This is a genomic window from Streptomyces sp. AM 4-1-1, from assembly GCF_029167625.1.
In the GTDB taxonomy this organism is placed as follows: domain Bacteria; phylum Actinomycetota; class Actinomycetes; order Streptomycetales; family Streptomycetaceae; genus Streptomyces.
The window spans coordinates 2,135,101-2,147,017 of sequence record NZ_CP119145.1; the positions used below are offsets into that span (position 1 = coordinate 2,135,101).

Sequence of the window (11,917 nt, forward strand, 5' to 3'; positions counted from 1 at the left end):
TGCGGGTGGCAGGAGCGGCGAGAGGGGCGGTGGAGGCAGGAGCGCCGGCAGGACGCGGGCCCGGGGCACCGACGGACCCCGGGCCGCCGACCGGCCCGTGGCTGCCGACGGGCCCGCGCCCCCGGCCCCCGGCCCACGAGGTCAGCGCCACCCCGCCGACCAGCAGCGCCGCCGCGCACCAGCGCAGCGGGGTCGGCGACTCACCGAGCAGCAGCGCGGCCGAGGACATCCCGAACACCGGCACCAGCAGGGTGAAGGGCGCCACGGACGACGCCGGGTAGTGGCGCAGCAGGAAGCCCCAGGCCCCGAAGCCGAAGACGGTGGTGATCCAGGCGACGTACAGGATGATCCCGGCGCCGCTCCGGTCCAGCGCCGCCAGCGCTTCGGCGTCCCGGTCCCAGCCCTCGAAGAGGAGGGAGAGGCCGAGCAGCGGGAGTACGGGCACGGTCGAGACCCACACCATGAAGTTGAGGGGGTCGGGCGGGGCGGCCTTGCGGGTCAGGACGTTCGAGACGCCCCAGCAGGCCGCCGCGGCGACGACCAGGACGAAGGCGAGTACGGGTCCGCCCGCGCCCTCGTCCACGGCGGCCACCCCGATGCCCGCGAGCGCGACGCCCATGCCCAGTACCCGGAGCCTCCCCGGCCGTTCGCCGAGTACCAGGGCCGCGAACAGGGTGGTGAAGACGGCCTGCACCTGGAGCACCAGCGAGGAGAGTCCGGCCGGCATCCCCCGGTCCATGCCGATGAAGAGCAGACCGAACTTGGCCACGCCCAGCGCGAGCCCGACGCCCACGAGCCATTTCCAGGCGACCTTCGGGCGGCCGACGAAGAAGACGGCGGGCAGCGCGGCGGCCAGGAAGCGCAGGGCGGAGAAGAGGAGTGGCGGGAAGTGGCCGAGACCGACCTCGATGACGACGAAGTTCACACCCCAGACGGCGGCGACCAGCGCGGCCAGGGCGATGTGGAGGGGGCGCATGGACCGAGCATCGGTCGCGTGGACCCTGTAGCACCAGCGCGGATTTCTGCATGGTGGAATTGAGCAACGCTACCGAGTGAGCGACGCCGTCGAGTCGAGCGATGCGGTCGGGCCGGGTGACGCCGTCGAGTCGAGCGATGCGGTCGGGCCGGGTGACGCCGTCGAGTCGAGCCGTGCGGCCGGGCCGAGCATCGTCGCCGGGTGACGCCACCCAAGCCACCCGAAGGCCCTCCGGAGGTCCCCGTGCTCGATCTCGCCCGGCTGCGCGCTCTGCACGCCGTCTCCGTCCACGGGTCCGTCGCGGGCGCCGCCGCCGCGCTCGGCTACACGCCGTCGGCGGTGTCGCAGCAGATCACCAAGCTGGAGCGGGAGACCCGCACGGTCCTCCTTGAGCGCCAGGGGCGTGGGGTCGCGCTCACCGAGGAGGCGCTGCATCTGGTCGCCGCCGCCCAGCGGTTGCTGGCGATCGTGGAGGACGCCGAGACGACGCTGGAGGAACGCAGAGGCCGGCCGACGGGACGGCTGTCGATCGGCGCGTTCGCGTCCGCCGCACGGGGGCTGCTTCCGGGAGTCCTGGCGGAACTGGACCGTGAACACCCGGCGCTGGAGACCCGGATGACGGAGGTGGACCCCCACCTCTCGGTCGATCTGGTCGCCAAGGGGGTGATCGATCTCGCGGTGGTGCACGACTGGGACATCGCACCGCTGCCCGTCCCGGAAGGGGTGGCGCAGGCGGTGATCGGTGACGACGGGTGCGATCTGCTGGTGCCCGAGGGGCACGCGCTCACCGCGCGGGACGCGGTGCGGCGCGAGGAACTGGCGAAGGAGCGGTGGATCTGCCAGCCGCCGGGGACCGTCTGCCACGACTGGCTCATCCGCACCCTGCGCGCCTCGGGCTACAAGCCGGACATCCGGCACCAGGCGGAGGAGAACCACACCCAGCTGGCACTGATCGCCGCCGGGCTGGGGGTGGCGATGATCCCCCGGCTGGGGCGCGGACCGCTGCCGCCGGGCGTGGTGGCGGTGCGGCTCGATCCCGTACCGGTACGGCGGCTGTACGCGCTGTGGCGTACGGGGGCCGCGCGGCGTCCGGCGATCACGGCGGCGGTGTCGGCGCTCCGGGCGCACGGTACGGCGCTCGGCCTCGCGTGACGCGCGAACCCCATCCGCACCCCTCGCCCCACCCCTCCCGCCCCACCCTCTCCCCTACCGGAGTGCTTGTCGGACTGTCCTCTTGACTGGAAGTTACTTTCCGGATATCCGTGACTCCTTGGCAGTTTCCTTCACCACCCCTCTCTCTCGCTGAGTACGGCCGGAAGGAGCTCACGTGCACCACCGCACCTCACGACGCACCCTTCTCACCGCTACCGCCGCCGCGGTCGCCGCCGGCGCCGTCGCCGCCCCGGGCGCGTCCGCCACCGCATTCGTCCCCGCCTCGACCACCCGACGCCTCGAACGGCTCATCGCCCGGATGAGCCTGGAGGAGAAGGTCGGCCAGCTCTTCGTGATGCGGGTGTACGGGCACTCCGCCACCGCCCCGGACCAGGCCGACATCGACGCCAACCTCGCCGAGATCGGGGTCAGGACCGCCGCCGAGATGATCGCGAAGTACCACGTCGGCGGGATCATCTACTTCACGTGGGCGCACAACACCCGTGATCCGCACCAGATCGCCGAGCTGTCCAACGGCATCCAGCGGGCCGGGCTCGCCGGCCCCACCCCGCTGCCGCTCGTCGTCGCCACCGACCAGGAGCACGGCATCGTCGCGCGGGTCGGCGAACCCGCCACCCTGCTGCCCGGTGCGATGGCGCTCGGCGCGGGGGGCTCCCGCTCCGACGCCCGGCTGGCCGGGCGGATCGCGGGCGCCGAACTGGCCGCCCTCGGCATCACGCAGAACTACGCCCCGGACGCCGACGTCAACGTCAACCCCGCCAACCCGGTGATCGGCGTCCGCTCCTTCGGCTCCGACCCACAGTCCGTGGCCGCCCTGGCCGCCGCCCAGGTGAAGGGGTATCAGAGCGCCGGGATCGCGGCCACGGCCAAGCACTTCCCGGGCCACGGCGACACCACGGACGACAGCCACTCCAAGCTGCCGTACATCCGTCACACCCGCGAGCAGTGGTCCCGGCTGGACGCGCCGCCGTTCCGCGCGGCGGTCGCCGCGGGCATCGACTCGATCATGACCGCGCACATCGTGGTCCCCGCCCTCGATCCGGCGGAGGACCCGGCGACCCTCTCCCACCCGATCCTGACCGGCATCCTCCGCGAGGAGCTGGGGTACGACGGCGTGGTGGTCACCGACTCGCTGGGCATGGAGGGGGTGCGGACGAAGTACGGCGACGAGCGCGTACCGGTACTGGCCCTGAAGGCGGGCGTCGACCAGCTGCTCAATCCGCCCAGCCTCGACCTCGCCTGGCACGCCGTGCTGAACGCCGTCAAGAACGGAGAACTCACCGAGCGCAGACTCGACGAATCGATTCTGCGCATTCTGCGGATGAAGACCCGGCTCGGCCTGTTCGACGACCCGTTCGTCACCCGGCGGGGCGTGGACCGCACGGTCGGTGTCCCGGAGCACCGCGCCGCCGCCGACCGGATCGCCGAGCGCACCACCACGCTGCTCGCCGACCCCGGCGCGCTGCTGCCGCTGTCGCGCCGCTCGCACCGGAGGCTGCTGGTCGTCGGCGCCGACCCGGCCTCCCCCTCCGGTACGACGGGCCCGCCGACCGCCACCCTCGCCGCCGCCTTCGGCGAGCTGGGCTTCACGGCGACGGCGCTGTCCACCGGCACCGCCCCCACCCCGGCGAAGATCGCCGACGCGGTGGCCGCCGCGCGGGACAGCGACGCGGTCGTCGTGGGGACGTACAACGTCACGGCGGGCGGATCGCAGCGGACCCTCGTCAGCGCGCTCGCCGCGACCGGGGTCCCGGTGATCACCGTCGCGATCCGCAATCCCTACGACATCGCGCAGCTGTCCGGGACCGGGTACGCGGCGAGTCTGGCCACGTACTCCTGGACCGATGTCGAACTCCGCGCCGCCGCCCGGGTGATCGCGGGTCACGCCCGTCCCCGGGGAAGGCTCCCGGTCCCGGTGCAGCGCGCGGACGACCCGACGCGGGTGCTGTATCCCGTGGGCCACGGGCTGTCGTACTGAGGGGCCGCCGCCCCCGGGCGCGGTCGCCAGGGGCGCGCCCCGTGCGGCCCCGGGGCGCGGCGGATGGCGGCCGGCTCCGTACCGCCGTTCCGCCACCGGCCGTCGTGGTCAGTCGGTGGCGGAAGGGCGGACCACGGAGCGTCCTTCCCGCATGACGAAGTCGACCCGGCCGGTGGCGTCGATGTCCTCGAACGGATCGCCGCGCAGGGCGACCAGGTCCGCGGTCGCCCCCGGCTCGATCCGGCCGAGATCGGGCCGGCCCAGCAGTTCGGCGGCGACACCGGTGGCCGCGCGCAGGGCACGCAGCGGGGACAGACCGTTGGTGACCAGGGTGCGGAATTCCCGCCAGTTGTCGGCGTGCGGGAACATCCCCGCGTCCGTACCGAAGGCGATCTTCACGTCGGAGCGGGCGGGCCGGGCCAGGCCCGCGCGCAGACGCTCGGCGTGTTGACGGTACGTACTCCGCATCCGGGGCGGGCGCCCGCGCCAGACGTCGTCGTCGTCCAGTCCCTCCAGGAAGTAGGTCTGCACGTACTGGGTGGGCACCAGGAAGGTGCCGGTGGATTCCATCAGGCGGTAGACGGACGGTGAGGCCAGACAGGCGTGTTCGACGCTCCGCACGCCCGCGCGGATGGCACGAGTGATGGACTCGTCGTCGAAGGCGTGGGTGGCGCAAGGGAGTTGGAGATCGGTGGCCGTACCCACCAGCGTGTCCATCTCCGTCTGGGAGTACGCGGTCTGGGAGGGCCCGTCGACCGGTGAGGAGAAGCCTCCGCTGCCCGCGAACTTGATCCAGTCCGCGCCCGCACGCGCCTGCCGGCGCACGGCACGGCGCAGTTCCTCGGGACCGTCCGCCAGGGTGCCGACCTCCGCGCCGTACCGTTCCGCGAGTTCGGGTGCCTTGTCGGCGTGCCCGGCGCGCGGCGAGAGGATGTTCGGCGCCACCACCATGCGGGGGCCGAGTGTGAGCCCTTCTTCGACCGCGCGCCGCAGCGCCGGGTTGAGCGCCTGCTGAGCGCCGCCCAGGTCGCGGACGGTGGTGAAGCCGCCCGCCAGGAGGGTGCGCAGCACGGGCAGGGCGCTGAGCACCTGGTAGGCCGCGGACGAGGTGTCCAGCCGTTCGTCGAGGCAGTGCACATGGCAGTCGATGAATCCGGGGAGGAGCGTACAGCCGGTCAGTTCCTTGATCTCGGCCCCGCCGGGCGGGGTGCCCAGCTCGGCCACCCGCCCGTCGCGCACGCGCACGGAGACGCCGTCGACGGGCGCGTCCGCGACCCCGTCCCACACGCGATCCGCCGAGAGCCAGATGTCACGACAGGGTGAGAGGTGCATGGTGTCCTCCAGTGGGCGGGCGCGGGGCCGGGGCGCGGGCGGCGGTCCGCCGTGGCCGTCACCTCTCGGTGCGGTGGGCCGTTCGCCAGGTGGTCATGGGGCTGAGAGCTGTCGGGCCGGGGATTGCGGGACACCCTCAACCCCTCGTTCCCTCGTGGGCGGCGGGGGTGAGGTCGGGGTCTCCCCAGTGATCGCCGGGGCCGGGGTTGCCGGGGTCGGACCGGCCGCCGAGCATCCGCAGCACACCCCAGGCCGCGTTGATGCCCGAGGCGAGGGCGTGGTCGAGCCAGCCCGGCGACCAGGCCGTGTCGTCACCGGCGAGGAACAGCGCGTTGGGCGGTTCGCCCGGTACGACGGGGTGTCCGGGAAAGTCCTTCATGAAGTGCGCGAACAGGTCCCACTGGTAGGGGTATTCGCCGGGGCGGGCCAGTCGGCACAGCCCCCGGAAGTTGCGCCGGGCCTCCCAGGAGATCGTCGCGGCGTCGGCGTCCGCCGCCTGCCTCGCCAGTTCGTCGGCGACGTCCGGATGCACCCGGCCCAGTTCCCGGGTGAAGAGCCCGACACGTTCGTCGAGGTCGGACGCGGCCACCTTCATGGCGTCCTGGGCCCAGGTGAAGCTGAGCACCAGCACCCCCCGCCTTCCGCCGTCCCCGCGCGGTTCGCCGTAGTCCATGGTGTACGTGGCCCGGGGCAACCGGTCCGTGAGGGTGACCCCGTCCAGACCGGTGCCCTCCCAGAACGGCTCCCGCGTGACCAGGGCGGTCTTCGACGACTCCCAGTAGCTCAGCCCCCGCACCGCCCGCCACAGCCGGGGGCCGAAGGGCGAACCGCCGGCCCGGGTGGACCGCAGGTCGACATTGGTTTCGAGCAGGTGCAGTTGGGGGGTGAAGACGGCCGCCGCGAAGCGCTGGGCGCGCCCGTCCTCGCTGTGCACCACCACACCGCGGGACGGGTCGTCCTCGACGTCCAGCGCCGTGACGCCGGGCCGGGGCGCGCCGCCGTTGATCTCCTCCAGGCTCGTGGACCCGCCGTCGGGGCCGGTGGCCCGGTGGGTCCAGAACCGCTCGGCGAGCGCGCTGACGCCTTCCTGGAGGTAGTACAGATCGGCCCCCTGGCTGGTCAGGAGCATCCGCACGATCTCCAGGAAGCTCACGTCGAAGAAGCAGTCCCAGGCGGCCGGTCCGATTCCCGCCGTACCCAGCAGGCGTGCCTGGTCCTGGGTGAGTCCTGCCCCCTCCGGAGCGCGCAGAAAGCGGTAGAAGCTCCAGTCCGTGTACCGCCGCAGGAGCGTCCTCCACAGTTCCGCGACCGTCGCGCGGTCGCGTGTCGCGAGTCCGCGCAGCAGTCGCGGAAGGCCGATGCGCTCCAGGGCGGCCTCCCAGCGCAGGTGTGCCTGGCGGAATTCCTCGTTGAGCGGGTAGAGGTCGGTGATCCGTTCTGTCTCGTACCGGTTTCCGTCGACCTCCAGGACGGTGCGCGGTGTGACGCCCGCCGCGTAGTTCTCCCGGAACGGCAGCCACCGCAGGCCGAAGGTGTCGGTGTAATGACGCAGGAGCCGTGCGGTGTCGGGGAAGCGCATGCAGCCCAGTTCCACCACCGCGCTGTCGGTCTCCGCCAGCCGCCGGGAGAACATGCGGCCACCCAGCCGGTGCCCTCCTGGCCCCTCCCCGTCCCGCTCGGCCTCGTACAGGATGGGGCGACAGCCCGCGCGCATCAGTTCGTAGGCGGCGGTGAGCCCGCTGCCGCCCGCGCCGATGACCGCGATCTCGGTCCCCACGGCGTCGTCGGGCAGTCGGCCGATCCCCCGGCCTTCCGAGACGTGGGCGGTGTAGTCGAAGGGGAAGTCGATCTGCAGGTCGGTCGCGACGGGGGGCTGCTCGGACATTGCTGTCACCTGTTCTTCTCCCGGGCCGGTACCGGCCAGGTGTGCACCGGACGGCGTGTCACGCTCAGCTCCGAGTAGGCGAGCACCAGCCGGCGCAGCGCGGACTCGTGGTCGTCATGCCTTTCGTACGCGTTCAGCGCGCGCCGCTGCCACACCGCACCGGTCTGTCCGGTGGACACCCGGTCCTCGATCACGCCCAGCGACTCCTCGGCCTCCGCCACGTCGACCCCGGCGGAGACCAGCCCGTCGAGGGCTGCGGGCAGCAACGCGCGGATGAGGTCCGGCGCCGGGCTCTGTTCCGGCGACGCCCTGCTTTCGCCGGGCCAGTGCAGCTGGGCGCCGAGCCCCAGTCGGGCCGCGCGGTAGAAGTTCTCCCGGACCGCCTCGAACGGCAGTGCGGCGTCCAGGTCTTCCGGCCGCGCGGCCAGATGGAGGGTCAGCCCGAGGAGGAACGCGGAGTTGGCGGTCATGTCGGCCGGAGTGGGGCCGCTCGGCAACGCGCGGAACTCGACGCGCAGATGGCCGGACGGGTCGTACACCGGGCGGTTCCACGTCCACACCGTCCCCTGGTGCAGGGACAGTTCGTCCAGGCGGGGGAACTCGCCGGGCGCCAGGGGGTGGGCGGGGTGCTGCTCGGAGAGCACCGGCAGCAGGACCTCGTGCCGGTGCACCGCGTCCGCGAAGAGCTGGACCGCGCCTCCCTTCAGCCAGCCGTCACCGAAGGCGACCCGGCCTCGCGAACCGGCCGGGTCCCCCGCGCCGCTCTCGCCGAAGCCCTGTTCGTACATGGGGATACGGGCCTCCTGCCACCCCCCGCGCCCCATCGGCAGGGACGAGTTGCCCGCCGCGGCGAGCACCGGGGCGATCGCGAGCTGGGCCGCGTTGTACACGCGGGTGAACTCGTCGGGACGCACCAGCAGATGGACCTGCCACGAGCAGTTGGCCCCCTGTACGGCGATGGAGTCGGCGATGAGCGTGCTGTGCTCGTCGTCGGGCAGCACGAGGGCGTACGGAGTGGCCCGGAGCCGGGTCAGGGTGTGGTCGAGGACGCGGAAGCGGCGGTCGGCCGTCAGGAACGGTCTGCCCAGATCCGAGCGGGTGAGGGTGGGCAGGGTACCGATCATCACCGGCGCCGCTCCGTGCGCGCCGGCCGCCGCGGCGACGGCGGACAGCAGCTCCTCGGTCTCGGACCGCATCGCGGTGAACGGTCTGCCCCGCAGGGGGACGGGTCTGAGATTCACTTCGAGGTTGAATTGATCGACTTCGAGAGCGACCCGGTCGTCCGCCACGGTTCGCCTGACTTGTTCGTTCAACGCGGTCGGGCGGCCGTCGTCCGTCATCAGGAACATTTCCAGTTCCGCGCCCACCGTGGTCTCGCACCGACCGAAGCCGGGACTGTCCACCACTTTTTCCAGAGCCGTGAGGCAATCCGTCAGACGCTCGCGGAAGATCGAATAATCGGACTCCTCGAATTCGCTCTGCTTGATCTCTTTTCCCATGCCGGGCTCCTAGTCCGAGGAGTGCGTACCGTGTCACACGGACCCGCCCATCCAAAGTACCCAGAAATCGGCGTGGGAATTTGATCACAATGCTTTTCGGCCTCTCCGCGAAGGCCGGGAAAACGCGGACGGACGAACGGCCGGGCGGGATTCCCGGTCCAGGAGTGGGCAGGCCGGCCCGAGCGAAGGGACGGCCGGAGGCAGGCAGCGGACGGAGGGAAGGGGAGGACAGCGAAAGGCGGGCCGGGCACGCGAGAGGCGCGTACCCGGCCCGCCGGGAGGAAACGCGGGGAGTCCCGCCGCGTCACGGACGCAGCGGACCGCCCAGCCGGTGCTCGGTCACGTCCCGCTTGTCGAGGCGCGCGTCGTACGTCGCGAGCGGCTTCGCCTTCGTCGGGTCGGCCTGCACGGCGGCCGGGGCGACGCCCGCCCAGCGCAGGATGGCCGCGGTGGCCTTCGCGTTGTCGGCGGGGTTCAGACCGGCCACGTTGGCGCCGTGGTTGGCACCGGGCGCGGTGAACACATAGCTGTCACGGGCGCCCGAGCCGAGGCGGAAGCGCTCGGAGCCCCACGGGTCGTTCTGCCCGTACACGTACATCATCCGGTCGGCGTGGTGCTTCACCCAGTTGTCCACGTCCCTCATCACCGCGGGCTGGAACCGCATCGGGATCGAGCGCGGCACGAAGGTGCGCGGCGGCTGGTAGCCGTACCTGCTGAGGTTGCCGAGCCACGGCTGCTTGATGTCGGGCGAGCCGAGCTGTGTACCGGCCTGGTAGTAGTACGGGGTGTACGTCTCCAGGCCCTGGTCGGCGTAGGCCGAGAAGCCGGAGATCGCGTCGATCGAGTCCCAGATCGCCTGGTCGGACGCGTGCCGGGCGTCGGCCGGGATGGTGTCGCAGTCGGCCAGCAGGCTGTACTGCCAGAACGCCCAGATGTAGTCGAGGACGACCGCCTCGTACGCCTTGTCGAGCGAGCCGACGGTGTTGAAGGTGTAGCCGTTGGCGGCGGCGTACTCCTTGTACTTCTTCTCCAGCGGCGCGCGGCGGATCAGTGCCTCGCGCTGCACGCCGTTCAGCTTGTCGCGGCACTCCTTGGTGCCGACGTTCCTGAAGAACCGGTCGTACGCCGAGTCCTCGTCGTTCACCACGTCGTTGGGCGCGACGTAGGCGACGACGCCGTCCATGTCACGCGGGTAGAAGCGCTCGAAGTAGGTGGCGGTCATCCCGCCCTTGGAGCCGCCCGTGGTGAGCCACTTCTTGTCGTAGATCTTCTTCAGCGCGGTGAAGACCCGGTGCTGGTCACTGGCGGCCTGCCAGATGTCGAGCTTGGACCAGTCCGCGGGGGACGGCCGGGACGGGGTGAAGAAACGGTACTCCAGGGAGACCTGGTTGCCGTCGACAATGCGGGTGGGCTCCGAACGGCTGGGATTGGTGGAGACGTTGTAACCGCTGGTGTAGAAGACCGTCGGCCGGGACGTGTCCTTGTGCAGCAGGGTGATGCGCTGCTTGAACGTCCCCTTGCCCGGGTGCCGGTGGTCGATCGGCTGGGTGTATTCGAGGACGAAGAATCGGTATCCGGTATAGGGCTTCTCCTCGATCAGGCTCATTCCCGGGATCGCCAGGATACGGTCCTTGATGTCCGAACTGCTGGCGTTTCCGCCGTTGCCGGTGACGCTGTTGCTGCTCCGCGTTGTGGCCGGTTCCGCGGCGGTGGCCGCACCGACCGAGGTTCCGGTCGCACCCACCGTGCCGATGAGCACCGCGAGCGACAGAATTCCCCTGAGCGCCTTGCGCATACACCCTCCACTTGGTTCACGACAGTCGCCGTGAACCTAGCGGGGTGTCACCCGCACCGCCAGACCCGGTCAGCAGAGAATCCAGCCGGTGTCGGCCGACTTCCCCGCTATCGTGCCGGACACCCGTACGCAGCGATTCAGCGCATGGACCGTCACCGGGCCCGCCTGGGAGGTGAATGTGCCGCTGTCGACGACGGCGCGTCCGCCGCGCGGCTGCACCCGTACGGTCATGGGGCGGGCCGCCCCCGGTTTCCTGGCGACGGCGAGGGCGCAGGCGTAGGCGCGGCTCTTGTAGACGCGCAGTTCCCCGGTGGCGAACGGCACGACCTTGGCGGGCCGTCCGGCGCAGACCGACACGGCACGCGCGTGGGGCGTGTCGAAGCCGGCGAGGACCAGTCCGAGAGCGGCGACCAGGGGCAGGACGAGGAACCGCGTCAGCACCGCCCCCCGCCGACCGCACGACGCCGTCCGGGCCGTGCGGGCCATTCCGGCCACGCGCGCCGTCCGGGCCACGCACGCCGTCCAGGTCGTTCGGATCGTCCGCGACCTCGGCGGTTCCACCATTGACGCTCACCCCATCGAACACTCTCGCCCTTGGCTGGCACATGCACGTACATGCGTACGACGCCCGGGGCCATCCGGAGGTTGCGCTCGGCGCGGTACCCACGCACAGTCACGAAAACGGACACCATGATTCCAACAGGACATACCCGTACGAGAGTTAGGAATCGCCATGCTTCGTTCGCCCAGTCCCCGCACCGCGGGCCGCGCGCTGCTCGTCTCCGCTCTGCTCACCGCCGTGTCGGCGCTCCCGGCCACCGCCGCCGCCCCGCAGGCGCCCACGGCCCCGGCCGCGCACAGCGTCGCACTCGCCCCGGCCGTGCAGCAGGTCGGCCACTTCTACGGCGCGTACATCGACGCGCTCGGCGGCCACGACCGGGCACTGGCCACCGCGCTCCGGACGTTCTACCTGACGCCGCGGCTCCGCGCCGAGCTGCGCGACTGGGAGAGCCGGCACCACGCCGACGGCGTGCTCCGCTCGCAGAACGTCCCGACGGGCTACCAGGTCACCCAGGGCAGCAGCGGCGCCGGGCACACCTGGTCGCGCGTCCGGCTCGCCTGGGGCACCGGCGAGCACCGCACGTACACCCAGCTGACCGTGCAGTCGGATCTGCGGACCGGGAAGATCTCGTACATCCGCTGACGCCGCCCCGACCGCACGGGCACGCCCCGGAACTCCGGCGGCCGGACCCCTCCGCCGCCGGACCGGGCCTCGCCG

9 protein-coding genes and 1 pseudogene are annotated in these 11,917 nt (G+C 71.9%); 4 read left to right on the forward strand and 6 right to left on the reverse strand.

The features are described 5' to 3' along the window. Nucleotides 1-136: 136 nt before the first annotated feature. Nucleotides 137-976: pseudogene (locus PZB75_RS08900) on the reverse strand (EamA family transporter); the annotation flags it as partial. A gap of 76 nt (nt 977-1,052) precedes the next feature. Between PZB75_RS08900 and PZB75_RS08905 the strand changes: the two are divergent. The 3 genes from PZB75_RS08905 to PZB75_RS08915 all read left to right on the forward strand — a co-directional run bounded on the left by PZB75_RS08905 (nt 1,053) and on the right by PZB75_RS08915 (nt 4,127). Beyond that, nucleotides 1,053-1,181 (forward strand): hypothetical protein, encoded by a 129-nt coding sequence (locus PZB75_RS08905; protein ID WP_275534752.1) that lies wholly within the window; start codon nt 1,053-1,055, stop codon nt 1,179-1,181. A 38-nt stretch (nt 1,182-1,219) separates the two neighbouring features. Further along, a complete protein-coding gene (locus tag PZB75_RS08910) occupies nt 1,220-2,128 on the forward strand; it encodes a LysR family transcriptional regulator (protein WP_275538644.1) in 909 nt (302 codons plus the stop codon). 175 nt (nt 2,129-2,303) lie between these two features. Next, nucleotides 2,304-4,127 carry a glycoside hydrolase family 3 protein gene (locus PZB75_RS08915; protein WP_275534753.1) on the forward strand — a complete coding sequence of 608 codons (1,824 nt, stop codon included), beginning with the start codon at nt 2,304-2,306 and terminating at the stop codon, nt 4,125-4,127. Nucleotides 4,128-4,235: 108 nt separating this feature from the next. Here PZB75_RS08915 and PZB75_RS08920 read toward each other — a convergent pair whose 3' ends face one another. The 5 genes from PZB75_RS08920 to PZB75_RS08940 all read right to left on the reverse strand — a co-directional run bounded on the left by PZB75_RS08920 (nt 4,236) and on the right by PZB75_RS08940 (nt 11,124). Further along, nucleotides 4,236-5,459, reverse strand: coding sequence for an amidohydrolase family protein (locus PZB75_RS08920; RefSeq protein ID WP_275534754.1), 1,224 nt, complete (start codon nt 5,457-5,459; stop codon nt 4,236-4,238). Nucleotides 5,460-5,595: 136 nt separating this feature from the next. Beyond that, entirely contained in the window at nt 5,596-7,344 is a 1,749-nt protein-coding gene (locus PZB75_RS08925; RefSeq protein WP_275534755.1) for an NAD(P)/FAD-dependent oxidoreductase, read from the reverse strand. A 5-nt stretch (nt 7,345-7,349) separates the two neighbouring features. Beyond that, entirely contained in the window at nt 7,350-8,843 is a 1,494-nt protein-coding gene (locus tag PZB75_RS08930; RefSeq protein WP_275534756.1) for a glutamate--cysteine ligase, read from the reverse strand. 304 nt (nt 8,844-9,147) lie between these two features. Further along, nucleotides 9,148-10,638 carry a S28 family serine protease gene (locus PZB75_RS08935; RefSeq protein WP_275534757.1) on the reverse strand — a complete coding sequence of 497 codons (1,491 nt, stop codon included), beginning with the start codon at nt 10,636-10,638 and terminating at the stop codon, nt 9,148-9,150. A 69-nt stretch (nt 10,639-10,707) separates the two neighbouring features. Further along, a complete protein-coding gene (locus PZB75_RS08940; RefSeq protein WP_275538645.1) occupies nt 10,708-11,124 on the reverse strand; it encodes a hypothetical protein in 417 nt (138 codons plus the stop codon). A 247-nt stretch (nt 11,125-11,371) separates the two neighbouring features. Here PZB75_RS08940 and PZB75_RS08945 point away from each other — a divergent pair, with 247 nt between their 5' ends. Then, the gene (locus PZB75_RS08945) at nt 11,372-11,842 is read left to right on the forward strand and encodes a hypothetical protein (protein WP_275534758.1); all 471 of its coding nucleotides are present in this window, start codon (nt 11,372-11,374) and stop codon (nt 11,840-11,842) included. Nucleotides 11,843-11,917 lie beyond the last annotated feature (75 nt).